12 protein-coding genes are annotated in these 21,499 nt (G+C 59.1%); 7 read left to right on the top strand and 5 right to left on the bottom strand.

Annotated features, from left to right (window positions below; genetic code table 11):
• The first annotated feature begins 31 nt into the window (after positions 1-31).
• Positions 32-10,495: an autotransporter-associated beta strand repeat-containing protein gene (locus MID00_RS04080; protein WP_254499738.1), complete on the top strand. Its 10,464-nt coding sequence runs from the start codon at positions 32-34 to the stop codon at positions 10,493-10,495.
• 34 nt (positions 10,496-10,529) lie between these two features.
• Here MID00_RS04080 and mobA read toward each other — a convergent pair whose 3' ends face one another.
• The 3 genes from mobA to MID00_RS04095 all read right to left on the bottom strand — a co-directional run bounded on the left by mobA (position 10,530) and on the right by MID00_RS04095 (position 13,546).
• Positions 10,530-11,129, bottom strand: a complete 600-nt coding sequence (gene mobA, locus MID00_RS04085; protein WP_254499739.1) for a molybdenum cofactor guanylyltransferase MobA — start codon at positions 11,127-11,129, stop codon at positions 10,530-10,532.
• Positions 11,126-12,370 carry a GTP 3',8-cyclase MoaA gene (gene moaA / locus MID00_RS04090; RefSeq protein WP_254499740.1) on the bottom strand — a complete coding sequence of 415 codons (1,245 nt, stop codon included), beginning with the start codon at positions 12,368-12,370 and terminating at the stop codon, positions 11,126-11,128. Before moaA ends, mobA begins: the two co-directional genes overlap by 4 nt.
• A gap of 69 nt (positions 12,371-12,439) precedes the next feature.
• A complete protein-coding gene (locus tag MID00_RS04095) occupies positions 12,440-13,546 on the bottom strand; it encodes a substrate-binding domain-containing protein (protein ID WP_022983231.1) in 1,107 nt (368 codons plus the stop codon).
• Between the two features lie 200 nt (positions 13,547-13,746).
• On the opposite strand from MID00_RS04095, the gene MID00_RS04100 reads away from it, so the two are divergent.
• From MID00_RS04100 to MID00_RS04120, 5 genes are read left to right on the top strand one after another with little or no spacing between them, the layout of a single operon-like run.
• Positions 13,747-14,253 carry a formate dehydrogenase subunit gamma gene (locus MID00_RS04100; protein WP_009463883.1) on the top strand — a complete coding sequence of 169 codons (507 nt, stop codon included), beginning with the start codon at positions 13,747-13,749 and terminating at the stop codon, positions 14,251-14,253.
• A complete protein-coding gene (locus MID00_RS04105; RefSeq protein ID WP_254499741.1) occupies positions 14,250-15,818 on the top strand; it encodes an NADH-quinone oxidoreductase subunit NuoF in 1,569 nt (522 codons plus the stop codon). The genes MID00_RS04100 and MID00_RS04105 overlap by 4 nt, the downstream gene beginning before the upstream one ends.
• A 13-nt stretch (positions 15,819-15,831) precedes the next feature.
• Entirely contained in the window at positions 15,832-18,753 is a 2,922-nt protein-coding gene (gene fdhF / locus MID00_RS04110; protein ID WP_254499742.1) for a formate dehydrogenase subunit alpha, read from the top strand.
• 32 nt (positions 18,754-18,785) lie between these two features.
• Positions 18,786-19,652, top strand: a complete 867-nt coding sequence (fdhD, locus tag MID00_RS04115) for a formate dehydrogenase accessory sulfurtransferase FdhD (protein ID WP_022983232.1) — start codon at positions 18,786-18,788, stop codon at positions 19,650-19,652.
• A complete protein-coding gene (locus MID00_RS04120; RefSeq protein WP_009463888.1) occupies positions 19,649-19,900 on the top strand; it encodes a formate dehydrogenase subunit delta in 252 nt (83 codons plus the stop codon). The genes fdhD and MID00_RS04120 overlap by 4 nt, the downstream gene beginning before the upstream one ends.
• A 60-nt stretch (positions 19,901-19,960) precedes the next feature.
• Here MID00_RS04120 and MID00_RS04125 read toward each other — a convergent pair whose 3' ends face one another.
• On the bottom strand, positions 19,961-20,422 hold the full coding sequence (locus tag MID00_RS04125; protein ID WP_009463889.1) for a universal stress protein: 462 nt from the start codon (positions 20,420-20,422) through the stop codon (positions 19,961-19,963).
• Positions 20,423-20,509: 87 nt separating this feature from the next.
• Positions 20,510-20,851 (bottom strand): TIGR01244 family sulfur transferase, encoded by a 342-nt coding sequence (locus MID00_RS04130; RefSeq protein ID WP_009463890.1) that lies wholly within the window; start codon positions 20,849-20,851, stop codon positions 20,510-20,512.
• A 50-nt stretch (positions 20,852-20,901) separates the two neighbouring features.
• Between MID00_RS04130 and MID00_RS04135 the strand changes: the two genes are divergently transcribed.
• Positions 20,902-21,498, top strand: coding sequence for a GNAT family N-acetyltransferase (locus MID00_RS04135; protein WP_022983233.1), 597 nt, complete (start codon positions 20,902-20,904; stop codon positions 21,496-21,498).
• Position 21,499 lies beyond the last annotated feature (1 nt).

Genomic DNA, 21,499 nt, shown 5'->3' on the forward strand with positions numbered 1-21,499 from the left:
GCACCATACGCTCAGGGCAGCCCTGCTTGCCATGGCCCTGTCAGGTCAGGCACATGCCGATAGCTTCCACACGGGAGAGATCTTGTGGGACCGTCAAAACCTCTTTGTGGGCAAAACTGGCACGGGTGCTCAACGCATCGAAACCGTCAATTATGGTACCGCTTACCACGAGAGTCGCAGCGTCATCCTGGGCCATGAGATCAGCGGCATTGGCACTATCAGCGTCTCGGGGCTCAACTCCTCCTACCACTTACAACCACCCGCCCCCCACCAGCCCACCGTACTAACCGTGGGCAACGCTGGAACGGGAGCAGTCAACCTGATGCAGTCAGGCGGCCTGAAAACTTACGGTAGCAAGATGATCCTGGGCGCCCAGTCCACAGGCCAGGGCACGCTCACTATCGGTGCCGCTCCCGGAGCGGAGCCCGTTGCCGCCGGTTACCTGGAGGCTGGCAGTGTTGAATTCGGATCGGGCAAGGGGACCGTCAACTTCAACACTTCCGATACCCATCTGTTTGCAAGCCCACTGGTGAGCCTGCCCGGCTCGGGACAGCATGACATCAATCAACTCGCCGGCGTTACCATCCTGACGGCTGACAGCCAGCACTACAAGGGCAAGACCACCGTCTCAGGCGGCACGCTGCTTATCAGAGGCACGCTAAGCGGTGATATGCAGGTAAACGGCGGCACCTTGCAGTTTGGAGATAAAACAGCGGGCCTTCATAACCTCGTCAACAGTGTGAGCGTTCAGGGCTCAGGAAGTACTCTGGCGATAGACTCATCGGCCCAGCTAAGCGTTGATCAGACCCTTGAGCTGGCGAGCAATACCATCCTGGACCTGGGTGTCGCGCAGTCGGGCCAATCCCTCTCTGCCAAACAGCTCAAGATCGGGCAAGGCGTCACACTTGAGCTGAACAATGTCGCCAATGTGGGCGAGAGCGTGCGCACTCTCATCCAGACCAGTGATGGCATTAACGGCGAGTTTTCAACCATCAATGTGGTGGATACCTCCCCCGACAAGGTGGATTACAAGACAGTACAAGTTACCAAGTCCGACGATAGCGCTCGCTTGCTGGCCGCCTCTATCCTTAGCTGGAATGCCAACACTACGGTGGCACATGGCACGTTCACCCTGGCCAAAGCTTCAGACAAATTTACGGTTTCCACAAACCTGAAAGACCAGTCTGGCAACAGCGCCACGAACTGGGACGGCCGCAGCTTGACCAAAGCCGGGCCAGGAACCCTGGTTCTCGCTGGTATCAATACGTATACCGGCGGCACCGTGCTGACAGGCGGGACCCTGGAGGTCGAGCGCGACGAAAATCTGGGTGCAGCCAGTGGCTCACTGTCTTTCAATCAAGCCACCTTGGCCACGACGGCCTCTTTTGACAGCAACCGAAAGGTCACACTCAATCAGGCTGGCGAATTCAACGTTGCCTCCAACACAACACTGGGCCTGAACAACACCATATCCGGTACAGGGGCGCTGACTAAAAGCGGAAATGGCATCCTCGTGCTGAACGCTCAAAACAGTTATGAGGGCGGCACGATCCTGAACGCTGGCACGGTGCAGGTTCAAAACGATGGCAACCTGGGAGACAGCAGCACAACCCTCACTTTCCAAGGGGGTTCGCTGAAGACGACTGGCTCGTTTAACAGCATGCGGAGCATCACCCTTGCGAATGCAGGAAGAATAGACACGGCCACAAACACAAGTGTCAACTTGCAAGGCACCCTCTCCGGGCCTGGCGATCTGATCAAAGCGGGTGATGGCACGCTGCGCTTGAGCGGTAACGCCAACGCCTACGGTAATACTTATATTCGAGCGGGCACACTGATCGGCAACACCAGCTCCATTTCTGGCCAAGTCTCCAACCTGGGCAAGCTGGTCTTTGATCAAGTCGCCAATGGCCGCTTTGACCAGGTCATTTCCGGCTCGGGCTCGGTGCACAAACAAGGCACAGGCACCCTGGAGCTGAATGCAGTCAATCTTTACAGCGGCGACACAAGGGTTTCCGAAGGCACGCTGAGCATCAAACACAACAACAACCTGGGCAGTGCCACGTCCAAATTGATCATGGATGGCGGCACCTTGGCCACCCAACAAGATCTCCACCTGGGACGCTTGGTCCAATTGGATCAGGACAGCCAGTTCAATATTGCTTCTGGCGGTACTCTGCACCTGAACCAAATCGTCTCGGGCACCGGAGCCCTGATCCTGCAAGGTGCAGGCATCCTGGAGTTGAACGCGGCGAACAGCTATAGCGGCGGCACTGAATTGCAAGGCGGGCAACTGCATGTCGCCCGCGATGCCGCCTTGGGGAATGCCACAGGCGGACTCAAGCTGAACGGGGGCACGCTGGTCGCAACACAGACGTTTGATAGCTCACGCGATGTACAGCTGGCGCAAACAGGGCAAATCGAGGTGCGTGCCGACAAAAACCTGGGGCTGAACGGCGTACTCGCCGGCTCGGGCAGCTTGTCCAAGCTAGGCTCGGGCACACTGACCCTAAGCGGTGACAACAGCTTTAGCGGCGGTCTGAACCTGTTGGAAGGCACCGTGAGCATTGATCGCGACGCTAACCTGGGAGACGGCCAAGGGGGGCTGCTCTTTAACGGCGGCGTACTGGCCACAAGCGCCTCTTTTAACTCGGCTCGCGCAGCCGAGTTCAAGCAAGATGCACAGTGGAACATAGCCGATCAGTCACAACTGCACTTGAGTGGCACACTCAGCGGCACAGGCGCCTTGCTGAAAACAGGCAATGGCACGCTACGTCTGAGCGGTCAAAACCAGTACCTGGGCGGCACAGCCATTCATGAGGGCACCCTGGAAGTGGCGCAAGACGCCAATCTAGGGGATGCCAGCGGCAGCATCCGCTTGCATGGTGGGACTTTGCACGCCACGAACTCCTTTACGAGCGCCCGCCAAATAGAGCTGGACCAACAAGAGACCATTACGATCAGCTCGGGTGCCACCCTGGCTCTGACGGGCTCCATTGAGGGCACGGGTGCGCTCCATCAAAAGGGCGGCGGTACGATGGTGTTGAGTGGCGATAATAGCTATCAAGGCGGCACCACCTTGCATGAAGGACGACTAGTCGTCAGCCAGGACAGCAATTTAGGCTCCGGCGCACTGAGCTTTCAGGGCGGCGAACTCGCCAGCACAGCCTCTTTTGACATGAACCGCCAGATCACCCTGAGCCAAACCGCTCATCTGGATGTGGCAGACAACACCGTACTGGGGCTGAACGGAAAAATCAGTGGTAGCGGCAAGCCGGTTAAAGAAGGCGCGGGCACTCTGCGACTGTCCAACACCGCCAACCACTATGAAGGCGGCACAACACTGGCCGACGGTCGCCTGGAAGTGTCCCAGGACGCGAACCTGGGCGCCGCCAGCGGTGAGTTACGTTTTCAGGGCGGCACCCTGGTCGCCGCAGACTCCTTCAGTACTGCTCGCGATATCGTCCTGCTGGATGCTGGAAAGTTTGAGATCAGCCAGGACAACTCGCTGGATCTGAACGGAACGGTATCAGGGGCGGCTGAGCTCATCAAAGACGGCATTGGAACACTGGCGCTGAGCGGTAACAATAACTACCAAGGCGACACCGTGCTCAAGCAAGGCACAGTACAAGTCGCTCGCGACGCCAACCTGGGGGATAGCAACAGCAAGCTGGTCTTCAAGGGTGGCACGCTGGCCACCACCGACTCCTTTAGCTCGGCTCGCGCGGCCAGCTTCCTGGAAGATGCAAGCTGGAAGGTAGCCGATGGCACCACGCTGAGCTTGAGCGGCACCTTAAGCGGCACCGGTGCCTTGAACAAGAGCGGTGCCGGCACCCTGGTACTGAGTGGGCAAAATAGCTACCAAGGTGGCACCCACGTCACTGATGGCACGGTGCAGGTCAGCCAAGACGCTAATTTGGGCGCTCTCCAGGGACAAGTCAGCCTGAACAATGGCACCTTGGCGGTGACTGACTCTTTTGCCAGCACCCGTCAGATTGAGCTGGAACAAACCGGCACGATCGCCGTTAACGCCAACACCAGCCTGAGCCTGAACGGAGCCATCACGGGCACTGGCTCACTGGAAAAAACCGGCACAGGAACGATGATCTTGGCCGGCACCAATACCTATGTAGGCGGTACCGCCCTGCATGAAGGGCGCGTCGTCGTCAGCCAGGACAGCAATTTAGGCTCGGGCGCACTGGACTTCCAGGGCGGCACCTTAGCCACGACGGACTCTTTTGGCATGAGCCGCCAGATCACCCTGAGCCAAACCGCTCATCTGGATGTGGCGGACAACACCGAACTGGGCCTGAGCGGCCAAATCGGCGGGAGCGGCGATCTGATTAAAGAAGGCGCAGGTACCCTGCGCCTGTCCAACACCGCCAACCGCTATGGCGACACACAGATTCTGGCGGGCACCCTGATTGGCAATGCCAGTTCCCTGTCGGGCAATGTGCTCAACCAGGGTACGCTCGTATTCGAGCAAGCCTCGGCCGGACAATTCCAGGGCGAACTGTCGGGGGCTGGCTCTCTGCTCAAGACCGGCGCGGGAGCCCTGACGCTATCAGGTAACAATAGCGGCTATACCGGCCACAGCACGGTGTCCGAGGGCACGCTGACCGTACTGGGGCAGCTCGGTGGCTCGGCCAGCGTCAAGAACGGCACCCTGCAGTTTGGTAACGGCGTAAACGGAGCCGCCAGCCACCTGGTGGGTGACCTGAATATCGAAGGGGCAGACAGCACCTTGTCCGTGCAAGGACCCGCTACCCTCCACGTGGACGGCACCGTCAATTTGCACGACAACACGGTATTGGACATTGCCGCTGGTCCCAACAGCCCCGCACTGGTAGCGGACAGCGTGATCCTGGGAGACCAGGTTGCCTTCACACTGGGTGGCATCAGTCACGAAGGCCAGCTGGACAAAGTGCTGGTGACTACACGTGACGGCATACAAGGCGACTTCGCCTCCATTCAGGTGGGCGGCTTCAATGGCACGGTGGACTATCTCAACCTGAACACACACAAGTCCGCTGACCAGACTCAACTACTGGCCAGCTATGGCCTGAGCTGGACCGCCAACAACAATCTGGCCCACGGCACCTTCACCTTGACCGATGCCAGTAATCGGTTCGTCGTCGGCACGGACTTGAAGGACCAGACAAGCAACAGCGCCACGGGCTGGGATGGCAGCAGCTTGCACAAGGCAGGCGCGGGCACCCTGGTGCTGAGCGGTCAGAACAGCTACACCGGCGGCACAACACTGGCCGACGGTCGCCTGGAAGTGTCTCAGGACGCGAACCTGGGCGCCGCCAGCGGTGAGTTACGTTTTCAGGGCGGCACTCTGGTCGCCACGGACTCCTTCAGTACTGCTCGCGATATCGCCCTGCTGGATGCAGGAACGTTTGAGATCAGCCAGGACAACACACTGGATCTGAACGGAACGGTATCAGGGACGGCTGAACTCATCAAAGACGGCAATGGCACACTGACACTGAGCGGCAACAATAGCTACCAGGGCGACACCGTGCTCAAGCAAGGCACAGTACAAGTCGCTCGCGACGCCAATCTGGGGGATAGCAGCAGCACACTGGTCTTCAAGGGCGGCACACTGGCCACCACCGACTCCTTTAGCTCGGCTCGCGCGGCCAGCTTCCTGGAAGATGCAAGCTGGCAGGTGGCCGATGGCACCACGCTGAGCTTGAGCGGCACCATAAGCGGCATCGGCGCCTTGAACAAGAGCGGTGCCGGCACCCTGGTACTGAGTGGGCAAAATAGCTACCAAGGTGGCACCAGTATCACTGATGGCACGGTGCAGGTCAGTCAAGACGCCAACTTGGGCGATCTCCAGGGACAAGTCAGCCTGAACAATGGCACCTTGGCAGTGACTGACTCTTTTGCCAGCGCTCGTCAGATTGAGCTGGAACAAACCGGCACGATCGCCGTTAACGCCAACACCAGCCTGAGCCTGAACGGAGCCATCACAGGCACCGGCTCACTGGAAAAAACCGGCACAGGGACGGTCGTCTTGGCGGGCACCAATACCTATGAAGGCGGTACCACCCTGCATGAAGGGCGCGTCGTCGTCAGCCAGGACAGCAATTTAGGCTCCGGTGCACTGAACTTCCAGGGCGGCACCTTAGCCACGACGGACTCTTTTGACAGCACACGCCAGATCACACTGAATCAAGCCGGCCATCTGGATGTGGCGGCCAACACGGTACTGGGCTTGAGCGGGCAAATCAGCGGGAGCGGCAATCTGATTAAAGAAGGCGAGGGTACTCTGCGCCTGTCCAACACCGCCAACCGCTATGGCGACACACAAATCCTGGCGGGCACCCTGATTGGCAATGCCAGTTCCCTGTCGGGCAATGTGCTCAACCAGGGTACGCTCGTATTCGAGCAGTCCTCGGCCGGACAATTCCAGGGCGAACTGTCGGGTGCAGGCTCTCTGCTCAAGACCGGCGCTGGCACCCTGGTGCTGAGTGGTCAGAACAGCTACACCGGCGGCACAACACTGGCCGACGGTCGCCTGGAAGTGTCTCAGGACGCGAACCTGGGTGCAGTCAGCAGTGAGTTACGTTTCCAGGGCGGCACCCTGGTCGCCACGGACTCCTTCAGTACTGCTCGTGATATCGCCCTGCTGGATGCAGGACAGTTTGAGATCAACGATGACAGCACGCTGGATCTGAACGGAACGGTATCAGGGACGGCTGAACTCATCAAAGACGGCAATGGCACACTGGCGCTGAGCGGCAACAATAGCTACCAGGGCGACACCGTGCTCAAGCAAGGTACGGTACAAGTCGCTCGCGATGCCAATCTGGGGGATAGCAGCAGCAAGCTGGTCTTCAAGGGCGGCACACTGGCCACCTCCGACTCCTTTAGCTCGGCTCGCTCGGCCAGCTTCCTGGTAGATGCAAGCTGGAAGGTTGCCGATAGCACCGCGCTGAATTTGAGCGGCACTTTAAGCGGCACCGGTGCCTTGAACAAGAGCGGTGCCGGCACCCTGGTACTGAGTGGGCAAAATAGCTACCAAGGCGGCACCAGTATCACTGATGGCACGGTGCAGGTCAGCCAAGACGCTAATTTGGGCGATATCCAGGGACAAGTCAGCCTGAACAATGGCACCCTGGCGGTGACTGACTCTTTCGCCAGCGCTCGTCAAATTGAGCTGGAACAAACCGGCACGATCGCCGTTAACGCCAACACCAGCCTGAGCCTGAACGGAGCCATCACGGGCATCGGCTCACTGGAAAAAACCGGCACAGGGACGGTCATCCTGGCGGGCACCAATACCTATGTAGGCGGTACCGCCCTGCATGAAGGGCGCGTCGTCGTCAGCCAGGGCAGCAATTTAGGCTCCGGTGCACTGAACTTCCAGGGCGGCACCTTAGCCACGACGGACTCTTTTGACAGCACACGCCAGCTCACACTGAATCAAGCCGGCCATCTGGATGTGGCGGCCAACACGGTACTGGGCTTGAGCGGGCAAATCAGCGGGAGCGGCAATCTGATTAAAGAAGGCGCGGGTACTCTGCGCCTATCCAACACCGCCAACCGCTATGGCAATACACAAATTCTGGCGGGCACCCTGATTGGCAATGCCAGCTCCCTGTCGGGCAATGTACTCAATCAGAGTGCGCTGGTATTCGAGCAAGCCTCAGCTGGGCGATTCCAGGGCGAGCTGTCGGGTGCGGGCTCCCTGCTCAAGACCGGTGCGGGAGCCCTGACGCTATCGGGTAACAATAGCGGCTATACCGGCCACAGCACGGTGTCCGAAGGCACGCTGGCAGTCCTGGGTAAGCTTGGGGGTTCGGCCAGCGTCAAGAACGCCACGCTGCAGTTTGGTGACGGCGTAAGCGGAGCCGCCAGCCACCTGGTGGGTAACCTGAATATTGAGGGTGCAGACAGCGCCTTGTCCGTGCAAGGACCCGCCACCCTCCGCGTGGACGGCACCGTCAATTTGCACGACAACACGGTATTAGACATTGCCGCTGGTCCCAACAGCCCTGCACTGCAGGCTGAGCGCGTGATTCTGGGGGACCAGGTTGCCTTCGCACTGGGTGGCATCAGTCACGCAGGCCAACTGGACAAAGTACTGCTAAGCACACGGGACGGCATACAAGGCGACTTCGCCTCGTATCAGGTGGGTGGCTTCAATGGCACGGTGGACTATCTCAACCTGAACACACACAAGTCCGCTGACCAGACTCAACTACTGGCCAGCTATGGCCTGAGCTGGACCGCCAACAACAATCTGGCCCACGGCACCTTCACCTTGAGCGATGCCAGTAACCGTTTCGTCGTCGGCACGGACTTGACGGACCAGACCCCCAACAGCACCACGGGCTGGAATGGCAACAGCTTGCACAAGGCAGGCGCGGGCACCCTGGTGCTGAGCGGTCAAAACAGCTACACCGGCGGCACCACCTTGGCCGGTGGCCGCCTGGAAGTGTCCCAGGACGCGAACCTGGGCGCCGCCAGCGGTGAGTTACGTTTTCAGGGCGGCACTCTGGTCGCCACAGACTCCTTCAGTACTGCTCGTGATATCGCCCTGCTGGACGATGGACGCGTACAAGTCGCCGCAGACACAACACTGACCCTGGCGGGTGCCATCGTCGGTCATGCGGACCTGGTCAAATCCGGTGCGGGATCGCTGCGTTTAAGCAATGAAGCCAATGCCTATCGAAACAGCCGCATTGAAGAAGGAAGCTTGATTGCTCAGGCCGCCACCCTTCCCGGCAACGTGGATAACAAGGGCACCTTGATTTTCGACCAAGCCAGCGACGACACCTATGCCGGCGGTATTTCCGGGACAGGCTCCCTGATCAAAGACGGGGCTGGCACCCTGAACCTGACGGGAGACAGCTCTGCGTTCAAAGGCACCACCACTATTACAGCAGGCAAGTTGGTCTTGAACGGCCACTTGGGCGGCTCCACCACCATTGGGGCCGGCAGCATGCTGGCTGGCAGTGGCGTGGTCGGCTCGGGTGCAGGCAGCAACATCACCGTCACTCAGGGCGGGGTCCTCTCACCGGGAAACTCCATCGGCACCTTGACCATTGACGGCAACTTGAACATCGAGCCAGGCGCCCGTCTGCTCGTCGAGGCCGACCCAGGCAGTACCGCCGCCGACCGAATTCAAGTCACAGGCAAGACAAGCCTGAGCGGCGGCTCGGTCGCCCACATTGGCGCCAACGGCAGCTACGATTTACGCTCCAGCTACACCATTCTGACCTCCGAGGGCGGATTGTCCGGCGAGTTTGGTGACGTCACTTCCGACTTCGCCTTCCTGAACCCCTCCCTGTCGTACGACTACCAGAACGGTCGTGTCGCCCTGGTGCTGGAACGCAATGACCAGGCAATGACCTCCGCTGCACGGACACGTAATCAACAGGCCAGCGCCAAGGCCATAGAAAGCATTGGCATACAGGACAGACATGCTGTCTATGATGCTGTCGCCCAACTACCCAATGACATCGCGTTGCTGCGCGACAGCTTTGACAGTCTGTCGGGCGAATTGCACGCGTCAAGCAAAACCGTATTGCAAGAGGACAGCCGCCAGATTCGTGATGCAGTCAATGAGCGCCTGCGTTCAGCCAGCCGTGCTGTTGCGGCACAAGCCGCCCCTGTACGCAATGATCAGGGGCAGTTGTCAGCCGCCGATTCCAGCGGGACACACAGCTGGATTCAAGGCATGGGTAGCTGGCGCAACATTGACGCCACCGACAATACCGCCCACGTAAGCAGTTCCAGCAGTGGCTTTTTGATGGGTGTAGACACCAATGTGTCTGACTCGACACGTCTGGGTCTGCTTGCAGGCTATAGCCGTAGCGACATCAAGCTACGAGATCGCTCCTCCAGCGCAAGCAGCGACAACTACCACCTGGGTGCGTATGGGGGAACTCAGTGGGGTGCGCTGGGACTGCGCGGTGGTCTGGCCTACAGCTGGCATGATCTGTCCACAAGCCGCTCGGTATCCGTACCTAGGCTGTCAAGCACGCTGAAGGCGGACTACAGCAGCCAGAGCGCCCAGGCGTTTGCCGAGTTGGGCTATCGCATAAAGGCTGAGGCTGTGGCGCTTGAGCCCTTTGCTCAAGTAGCTTACGTGCACCAGAAAAGCAACAGCTTCACGGAAACAGGCGGGCCAGCCGCTCTGCACGCCGAGCGTCAAAGCAGCAACACGACATTCATGACCTTGGGGACCCGTGCCATTACTGAGTTTGAACTGGGTCGCACCCAAGTTAGTGCCCACGGCTCCGTGGCCTGGCGGCACGCCATGGGTACGGTCAAACCCAGCGCGACCCATGCTTTTTCGGCAGGTTCAGCGTTCACCGTCGTCGGAGCCCCGATTGCCAAAGATAGCGCCATGCTGGAAGCCGGCCTGGAGTTCAAGATCAACCCTCAGTCGGCAATCGGACTGGCGTATCAAGGCCAGTTGGCTCGCTCCGCCCAGGACCACAGTGTGCAGGCTCGCCTCAACATCCGTTTCTAAGCGAATCGCTTGAGCACGAGCAAGCAGGGCTGGTTTACCAGCCCTGCGCTGTTTCCAGGTCCTGCGGAGTATTGATATTGAAGAAAGCATGTTCAGGCGCATCGCAGAAATCCACTTCCACCGCGCCTATGCTTTCCAGCCAACTCATGACGCGGCGCTCGCCGCTAAGCAGATATTCTTTCAGGCCCGCCGCCTGATCGCTGCGCAGCAACAGGCATAAGGGGTGGCTACGTTCAGCCCGTGCATAGGCGGCAAGCGCGCCCTGATCTTGGACGGCCTTGATCAAGCGCTGGCCCAGATCCTTGGGAACAAAAGGCAGGTCCACCGGGCAGGATAACGCCCAGGGCGTCGTGATCTGATCCAGCACGCTGGCCAGACCGGCCAGGGGGCCCAGATAGCCCTCCAGTTCCACCGTGTCAGGAACCACACGTCCCCAATGAACATACTGCTCGGGATTACGATTGGCACTGATCAAGACTGGCCCCACCTGCGGACGCAGGCGACGTACCAGATGCTGCACCAAAGGCTGGCCCTGCAAGAGCAGCAAGCCTTTATCGATCTGGCCCGACAAATCAAAACGGCGGGCTCGTCCGCCCGCCAGCACAATACCGCTGATGTCCTGTGTGCTTATCATCCGCCGATATAACTCATTTCGATACGGTCACGACTCGTGGTTTGCTCACCCCGAATCTCGGAATATCGGTCCTGCCGTCCCGTCCAGACGCCGTGCATATAGGCGGCTAACTGTTCGTCGGACGCACCCGAGCGCAATTGCGCCCGCACATCATAACCCTGGGAAGCAAACAGGCACAGAAACAGGCGTCCTTCGGGAGAAAGACGCATGCGCGAACAGTCTCCACAGAAGGGTTGAGTGACGCTGGTGATCACGCCAACTTCGCCCGTCCCATCCTTGAAACGCCAGCGGCTGGCGACTTCGCCACGGTATTGGGCGGCCACTGACTCCAACTCGAAACGGGACTGGATACGTTCCACAATCTCCGCACCGCTGAGCACTTCTTGCAGATTCCAGCCATTGCTGGTGCCCACGTCCATATATTCAATAAAACGCAGAATCTGGCCCGAGCCTTTGAAGTGCTCCACCATGGGCAAGATCTGATCATCGTTCAGCCCTTTGCGCACCACCATATTGACCTTTACCGGGCTCAAACCCACGGCCTGTGCCTTGGCAATGCCATCCAGTACGGTGGAGACTGACACGCCGCTATCACTCAATTGAGTAAAACGGGCATCGTCCAAGGCGTCCAAGCTGACGGTGACACGATTCAGCCCCGCGTCTTTCAAGGCCTGAGCCTTGCGACCCAGCAAGGTGCCATTGGTGGTCAAAGTCAGCTCCACCGCATCACCTTCCGGTGTACGCAGCTTGGCCAACATGGCAATCAGCACTTCAATATTTCGACGCAATAGCGGTTCGCCACCCGTCAGGCGCAGCTTGCGCACGCCCAGAGCAACGGCCTGCCGTGCTACGCGCTCAATCTCTTCAAAACTGAGCAGGGAAGAATGAGGCAGGAACTCGTAGTCCGTGCCAAAGACTTCCCGCGGCATACAGTAGGTACAGCGGAAATTGCACTTGTCAGTCAGGGAAATGCGCAGGTCACGAAATGGGCGGTGACGCTTGTCCAAAGGTTGCCCTGACACAGCGGCAATCCGCACGGTCGGGCGGCGTGCAAGCTCTGCAGCACCCGCTTGCGCCCCCTGCTCGATGCCGGACGGCATAACTCCCGCTCCAGCAGGCTGCGGGTCACTCGGCTCCAAGGGCCGGGCCTCGGAACCTGGGGGAGCTGCTTCTTGATATGGCCTGTACTGAACCTGGTCTACAGACACCGGTTCACGTTTTGGCCCATGCTCATCGCTCATGGTGTTCTCTTTTTCAAGGACAGGGTTCGTCCCCGTCTCATGGTGTGTGTTTTCGTCATGCAATGGGGTCTAACGCCAGAGCATGTCGGCAGCCTGCCCGAATGCCTGTTCCAGCGTCATGATCTGTCCCAAACCCCGTGGGTCGTAACCCACCAGACCTTCCATGAATTGACTATACGCGGAACCGCCAATCACGTTCATCAGTTCCTGCATAGGAGCCTTATCCAGCGCTTCTTGCTCGACCGCAATGAAATAACGCTCCTGGGCCAGGGGAATGAACTCCAGCCCGCATCGACTGGCCGCTGTTTCCACACCCAGGCCGGTATCGGCCATGCCACTGGCAACGTGAGCCGCCACCGCCATATGTGTCAATTCTGTTGTTTCAAAGCCCAGCACCGCATTCGTGTTTACCCCTAACTGCCCCAGCAGCAAGGTCGCCAGAAAGCGGGTACTGGACCCCATCTGACGGTTCACAAAGCGCACATCGGGCCGCAACAAGTCGGCCATGCCGGTGATGTTCTTGGGATTGCCCTTCTCCACAAACAAGCCAGTCCGGCGAGTGGAAAGGAAAATCAGCCTGTGACGCGCCGGAGACAGCCACTGCCCATAACGGCGCATGGCAGCCACCTCGAACTCACCCACCGGAACCTGGAAACCGGCCAGATCGCAATCCCCGCGCTCCAGCGAAGCCAGCGCTTCAATGGCTGTGCGGTAGCGCAGCTCCAGCGGCAGACCATCGTGCTCATTGGCAAAACGCATCAGGCCTTCAATCGCAAATCCGTGACTGGCCTGAAAGCGCAAACGGTCCAGAGGCTGCGCATACAAGCGGCCCAGCTCCTCTTCCAGCTCGGAAGCCATGCTCTCCAGGGTCGGCGTCAGACGCGCATCCAGTCGCCGATTCGCCCACAGCAAACGCTGGGCGAACTCGGTCAGCTTGGTACCTTTGCGCCGGGAGGTTTCCAGCAAGGCCGCATCAAACTGTTTTTCGGCATTACGCAACAAGCCCCAGGCATGTCTGTAGGAAAACTGGCATTCCTTGCTGGCTCCCGCCAAGTGCCCCAGTCGCTCGATGGCACCCAACAAACGCAACACATCCCCCATGGGAAGGTCCACGCCGTCTGCATTTTCCAGAATCCATTCAGAGCGCAGCCGGGCTTTGAATTTCTGTTTGGTCATGTGTTTTTAAGACCAGTGTGTTTTCGTATTTATGTTTTGTGCTGCATGTACCAAACATTATATATGCGAAATATTGCTTATTGAAGTTATGGACTTAAGTGGTTAGATTACAAGGGAAAACACTGTCAAATAATATGCACCGCTGTGCATAAAAAATATGGAGGCGCAGGCACCCTATTCGGGCACCGCGCACACAGGACATGCAAACAACCCCTCATCACCAGGAGCAGGACCTGTCAGGTCTGGCTCCTGAAGAGGTCGCCTTGCAGGCCGTGCAGGAGCACGCCGGCCAGAAAGGTAACCTGTTGCCTATTTTGCACGCGATTCAGGACCGGATTGCCTGTATTCCCGAGTCCGTGGTGCCGGTGCTGGCCGAACAGCTGGCTCTGTCCCGTGCGGAAATCCATGGCGTTATCTCTTTTTACGCCCATTTCCGCACCCAGCCCCACGCGACTCATACCCTGGAAATCTGCCGGGCTGAAGCCTGTCAGGCGCGGGGCGGACTGGAGCTGACGGCTCATGCCCGTCGCCGCCTGAACTGCGACTTCCATGAAAACAGCGACGACGGCCAGTACACGCTGGAGCCTGTCTACTGTCTGGGCCTCTGTGCTCAGTCCCCCGCCGTCATGCTCGATGGCGTACCCCATGCACGCGTCACCCCCGAAAAACTGGATGCCCTGCTAAGCAGCCAGGAGGCCCAGTCATGAGCACCATTACCGTTTACGTTCCGCGCGACACCGCAGCGGTCGCCATGGGCGCCCATGAGATTGCCCAGCAACTGGCGGCCCAGGCTCAGGAGCGCGGTCTGGATGTGCAGATTGTGCGCAATGGCTCGCGTGGTTTGCTATGGCTGGAGCCCATGGTGGAAGTGCAAACAGCTGAAGGCCGCGTCGCTTACGGCCCTGTCCAGACTGAAGATCTGCCCGGTCTGTTCGACGCTGGTTTTCTGCAAGGCGGTGCACATAAGTTGTGCCACGGTCTGACGGACGCCATCCCTTACCTGAAGAATCAGGAACGCCTGACTTTTGCCCGTGTGGGGATTATTGATCCGGTCAGCGTGGCCGATTACCAATCCTGTGGTGGCTTCGAAGGTTTGCGCAAGGCGCTGAGCATGGAACCGGCCGCCATTGTGAAAGAAGTGACCGACTCCGGCCTGCGAGGTCGTGGCGGTGCGGCTTTCCCGACCGGCATCAAATGGAATACGGTACTGAACACCCCGGCACAGCAGAAGTACATTGTCTGTAATGCCGACGAAGGCGACTCGGGCACGTTTTCTGATCGCATGTTGATGGAAGGCGATCCGCTGTGCCTGGTTGAAGGCATGGCGATTGCCGGGCTGGCTGTAGGTGCGACCTATGGCTACATCTACGTGCGTTCCGAATACCCTCTGGCCGTGCAAGCGTTGAACGAAGCCATTGCGGCGGCGCGCGCAGCAGGCTGGCTGGGCAAGAACATTCAAGGCAGCGGCTACGAGTTCGATCTGGAAGTACGCAAAGCAGCCGGCGCCTACATCTGTGGCGAAGAAACCGCCCTGCTCGACAGTCTGGAAGGCAAGCGCGGCATGGTGCGTGTGAAACCGCCTCTGCCCGCCATCAAAGGCCTGTTTGGTCAGCCTACAGTCATCAATAACGTGGTGTCCCTGGCTTCCGTGCCGGTGATTCTGGCCAAGGGCGGTGCTTACTACCAGAACTACGGCATGGGTCGCTCGCGTGGCACACTGGCATTCCAGTTGACCGGCAATCTGCAAAACGGCGGCCTGGTAGAAAAAGCCTTTGGCGTCACCCTGCGCGAATTGCTGTACGACTACGGTGGCGGCAGCGCCAGCGGTCGTCCCTTGCGTGCAGTGCAAGTCGGTGGCCCCTTGGGCGCCTATCTGCCCGAGCACCATTGGGATGTCCCGCTGGACTATGAGGCCTACATGAAGATCAATGCCATGGTCGGTCACGGCGGTCTGGTGGCCTTTGACGACACAGTAGACATGGCCCACATGGCGCAGTACGCCATGGAATTCTGTGCCATCGAATCCTGTGGCAAATGCACACCCTGTCGCATCGGCTCTACGCGTGGTGTGGAGACCATCCAGAAGATCCGTCGCCGCGAAGACATGGACAACCATGTCGAGCTGCTGCGCGACCTGTGCGACACCATGTTCTCCGGGTCCTTGTGCGCCTTGGGCGGCATGACCCCTTATCCCGTCCTGTCCGCGCTGGAACACTTCCCCCAGGATTTTGGACTGGCCCCGCAAACCGAGCAGGACCTGGCCAAGGTCTAAGACGGAGATCACCATGAAAGAAACAGTCGCCGTACGCGAACGTGACCTGGGCACCCCAGCCTCGACCCAGACCGAGATGGTCAACCTGACCATCGATGGCAAATTGATTGAAGTGCCCGTCGGCACTTCCGTGATGCACGCAGCCGCCTTGGCCGGCATCAATATTCCCAAGCTGTGCGCCACCGATTCGCTGGAGGCCTTTGGCTCCTGCCGTCTGTGCCTGGTGGACATTGAAGGCCGTCGCGGCCACCCTGCTTCCTGCACCACCCTGGTGGAAGAAGGCATGGTCGTCCAAACCGAAAACGACACCCTGCACAAGCTGCGCCGCAACGTGATGGAGCTGTACATCTCCGATCACCCGCTGGACTGCCTGACCTGTCCTGCCAACGGCAATTGCGAACTGCAAGACATGGCCGGTGTGGTGGGCCTGCGCAGCGTGCGCTATGGCTTTGATGGTGCCAACCACCTGGACGATACTACCGATAATTCCAACCCTTACTTTGCCTACGACTCCAGCAAATGCATTGTCTGCAATCGCTGTGTGCGCGCCTGTGAGGAAGTTCAGGGCACCTTTGCATTGACCATCGACAAGCGTGGTTTTGAATCGCGTGTCACCGCCGGCCAGAACGATGGTTTCCTGGGCAGCGATTGCGTCTCCTGCGGTGCTTGTGTCCAGGCCTGCCCGACTTCTTCCTTGATGGAAAAGTCGGTTATCGACCTGGGTCAACCCGAGCACGCCGTCATCACCACCTGCGCCTATTGCGGTGTGGGTTGCGGCTTCAAGGCCGAGATGAAGGGCGACAAGGTCATTCGCATGACACCCTGGAAAGACGGCAAGGCCAACCGTGGCCACGCCTGCGTGAAAGGTCGTTTCGCCTGGGGTTACGCCACGCACCAGGACCGTATCCTGAGCCCCATGATACGCAAGAGCATTACCGACCCCTGGCAGGAAGTGTCGTGGGACGAGGCCATCAATTACGCCGCCTCCGAGTTCCGTCGCATTCAGGATCAGCACGGTCGTGACGCGGTGGGCGGTATCACCTCCTCGCGTTGCACCAACGAAGAAACCTATCTGGTGCAAAAACTGGTTCGCGCCGCCTTTGGTACCAATAACGTGGACACCTGCGCCCGCGTGTGTCACTCCCCTACCGGCTACGGCCTGAAGATGACCCTGGGTGAGTCCGCCGGTACGCAAACCTTTGACTCGGTGATGCACACCGACGTGGTGATCGTGATGGGTGCCAACCCCAGCGCCGCTCACCCCGTGTTTGCATCGCGCCTGAAACGTCGCCTGCGCCAAGGTGCCCGCCTGATCGTGATCGACCCGCGCCAGACCGAACTGGTCAGCTCGCCGCACATCCAGGCCGACTACCACCTGCCCCTGCGTCCAGGCACCAACACCGCCATACTGACCGCCATGGCCCACGTTATCGTCACTGAAAATCTGGTGAACGAGGCCTATGTGGCCGAGCGCTGCGATACCGCTGCCTTCAATGAATGGCGCAGCTTTGTCAGCCAGCCCCAGAACTCGCCAGAAGCCATGGCCGAGATCTGCGGTGTATCCGCCGACGACATCCGTGGCGCAGCCCGTCTGTACGCTACCGGCGGCAACGGTTCGATTTACTACGGTCTGGGTGTGACAGAACACAGCCAGGGCTCCACCACCGTAATGGCCATTGCCAACCTGGCCATGGCCACCGGCAACGTAGGCCGCGAAGGTGTGGGTGTGAACCCGCTGCGTGGTCAGAACAACGTGCAAGGCTCCTGCGATATGGGCTCTTTCCCGCACGAGTTCCCCGGCTACCGTCACGTCTCCGACACCAGCGTACGTCAGCAGTTTGAAGAGGCCTGGGGCGTGTCCCTGCAATCTGAACCCGGTCTGCGCATTCCCAATATGTTTGATGCCGCCTTGAGTGGCAGCTTCAAGGGACTGTACTGCCAGGGTGAAGACATTGTTCAGTCCGACCCGAACACCCAACACGTAGCTGCTGCCATGGCCGCCATGGAGTGTGTGGTGGTGCAGGATCTGTTCCTGAACGAAACCGCCAAGTACGCCCATGTGTTCCTGCCCGGTTCGTCCTTCCTGGAAAAAGACGGCACCTTCACCAACGCCGAGCGCCGCATTTCGCGCGTACGCAAAGTGATGGAGCCCAAGGCGGGCATGGCCGACTGGGAAGTCACCTGCGCCCTGGCCCGTGCTTTGGGCTACCCCATGAACTACGAGCATCCCGGCCAGATCATGGACGAGATCGCCCGTCTGACACCGACCTTTGCTGGCGTGTCTTACGATCGCATCCAGGAACTGGGTGGCAGCGTGCAATGGCCTTGCAACGAACAGGCACCTGAAGGCACCCCCACCATGCACATCGACGAGTTCGTGCGTGGCAAGGGCCGCTTCATGCTGACTCAGTACGTACCCACCGAAGAGCGCAGCAGCCGCAAGTTCCCCTTGCTGCTGACCACCGGCCGTATCCTGTCGCAATACAACGTGGGCGCACAAACCCGCCGTACCGACAACGTGGCCTGGCATGCAGAGGACTTGCTGGAAATTCACCCGGTGGATGCCGAAGATCGCGGCATTCGCAGTGGCGACAAAGTCTCGGTCAAGAGCCGTGCGGGAGAGACCGCCCTGCGCGCGACGGTGACCGAACGAGTGCAGCCAGGGGTGGTCTATACTACTTTCCACTTTCCCGAGTCGGGCGCCAACGTGGTCACCACCAACAACTCGGACTGGGCAACCAACTGCCCCGAGTACAAGGTGACGGCCGTGCAAATTCAGCGCGTGACCTCCGAGTCGGCCTGGCAAAATCGCTGGAACCGTTTCCACGATATTCAGCAGCGTCTCCTGCAAGGCGAGACCGTCCCGGCCGAGGATTTGGCCCAGGCGGATCACAGCCATTCGCATGAGCATGCCGAGGCCGTCGCGAAAGTATGATGCGTCCCAACAGGCCCTAAGGAGTTGCCCACGTGAGCCAGGCAGATTTTCGTGATGCTAGCGCCCCTGCCACCGTATGGCGGCAGGCGCGTACCCCAGCTGAAACACAAGCTGACACCCTGCCCCAAGAGGATCAGGATGCGCTGGCGCGCGAACAAGCCGTGGCTCTGGAGTTCAATGGCATCAGCCATAGTGCCTTGTTGTGCAGCCCCAGTGATCTGGAAGATCTGGCCTACGGATTCTCCATGACCGAGGGCATTATTCGTACCGCTGACGATATACGCGGCGTGGATGTGCTGGAAGGCGAGCGCGGCAGCCTGCTGCAAATCGAGATTGCCAGTGCCTGCCAGCATCAACTCAAGGCGCGTCGCCGTCAGCTGGCTGGCCGTACAGGCTGTGGCCTGTGTGGTCTGGAAAGTCTGGACGAGGTACGCCGACAGCTACCCCGTCTGGACGCTCCCGAGCACCGCCCCGATGCTGCCGCCATCTTCCAGGCCCTGGATGCCTTGCGCTCCAGCCAACCCTTGCATCGTCTGACGGGCGCTACCCATGCGGCGGCCTGGTGCAATCTGCAAGGTGATATCCTGGCCGTGCGCGAGGATGTAGGTCGCCATAATGCGCTGGACAAGCTGCTGGGCCACATGCTGCGCAACGATATTGATCCCCGCTCTGGCATGGTGCTGATCTCCAGCCGTGCCAGCTTCGAGATGGTCCAGAAGGCCGCTGCCATGGGCATCAACTTTGTGGTGGCCGTATCCGCCCCCACCGCCTATGCCGTGCAGATTGCCGATGAACTGGGTGTCATGCTGGCCGCCTTTGCCCGTGACCGCAGCTTCACGCTGTACAGCCATCCCCACTATCTGAATTCTGCCGAGTCACGCTCGGCCACATCACCATGAACATTGTTCCTTTGATTCCCATGGCCAACCAGATCGGTCAGTTCTTTGAAATCCTGAGCAATCGGGAGCAAGGACTGCGCGAGATTGCGGAACATATCCAGAAATTCTGGGACCCGCGCATGCGCCGCTCCCTGCTGGATTTTGTGGAACAAAATCCCAGCGGTAAAAGCGAAGATGGCGAGCTGCTGCCTATTGTTTTGCAGGCAGTCGTGACCCATAAACAGCAGCTGGAGCCACGCAGCCAATAAGACGTGCCGCAGACACAGAAAAGCCCGCCTAGGCGGGCTTTTTCTTTGGGCTGAAAACGATTAATCGCTTTCTTTGACGCGGTACACCAGCACGGTATTCTTGGCCATATTCAGCACCTTGATGGTCACGCTACCCAGCAACAGGCGGGAAAGACCACTGCGGCCGTGGCTACCGATAAAGATCAGGTCGCAGCCTTCCTGCTCAGCGACCTGCACAATCCCATCGGCCACATTGAAATTCGATACGGATCTACCAGTGGCCTTGACGCCAGCGGTCTCGGCACGGTCCAGAATCTGCTGCAAGTACTTCTGCGACTGTTCCTTGGCAGTCTTGTCGTAGTCCTCGTCGGTGATGGCGTAGGCAGCAGCCATACCATCAAAACCAACGGTGGCAGCAAATGGCTGCGTCACGTGCAAAGCCAGAACCTCGGCACCAATTTGGCGGGCAAAGGTCACGCCTTTGTTGGCTGCTTGGGAGGAGAGCTCGGAACCGTCAGTTGGAATCAGAATTTTCTTGAACATGGCATAACCCCTTTGAATGGAGACAGATAGCTTACCGCTGCATACCGACACAGGACAAGCTAGTACAGACCTGAACCTTGAGCCAGGTCAGGATTCGTTCAATGCGCGGAACAATACGGCACAGCGAGTACCCGTGCGGCAGTAGGCCAAAGTCGGCCCTGGCAAGGCTTCAAGCAATTGACCAAAACGAGCAACATCAGCAGAAGTAATAGCGCTACCCACTACTGGCTGATATTCCACCTGCAAGCCTGCCGCCTGGGCGGCCTTCATCACGTCTGCCGACAAGGGCTGGTCGGGACCGCCTTCCATATCGGGACGGTTGATGATGACACTTTTAAAACCGGCATCGGCCACGGCTTGCATGTCCTCTCCCGATAATTGAGGGGCGACGGCCAATTGCTCGGTCAAAAACTGGTGCGGGAAGGACATAGAAACTCCTGAAATCGGGATAAACTAAATCAGTTCAAAGGAAAAATAGTATGTTCCCCCCCGATAGTACGCAAGTCCCTTTCTCTGCCTCCCTGCCGCAAGGCAATCACGCCAGTGCCTTGCTGATACGTCAGGCCACGTTGGACGATATGGCAGCGGTACAAAACATCTATGCTTATCACGTACTGCACAGCACGGCGACCTTTGAACAACGCCCACCGGACGAACAGGAAATGCGTGCCCGCTTCACGCAAGTGCGCGAGCAGAATTTGCCCTGGCTGGTCGCAGAGCTGGACGGGCAGATCGTGGGCTATGCCTACGCAGGAACATATCGCTCCCGCCCGGCCTATCGCTTCACGATAGAAGACTCCATCTATCTGGCTCAAGGTCAGATTGGCAAAGGTCTGGGCAAAGCCTTGCTGGAACAATTGCTGCTGGAGTGTGAGAAAGGCCCGTGGCGGCAAATGGTGGCCATCATCTCCGGCCATGACAGCCGGGGCTCGATTGCCCTGCACCGTTCGCTGGGCTTTGCCCATGTAGGTACTCAGCCAGCCGTGGGCTATAAGTTCCAGCAGTGGATTGATGTGGTCATCATGCAGCGCAGTCTGGGTGACGGCAGCCAAAGCCAGCCAGCCCAGACGCCCTGAT

It is taken from the genome of Alcaligenes sp. NLF5-7 (assembly GCF_024266725.1).
Taxonomy (GTDB): domain Bacteria; phylum Pseudomonadota; class Gammaproteobacteria; order Burkholderiales; family Burkholderiaceae_B; genus Alcaligenes; species Alcaligenes phenolicus.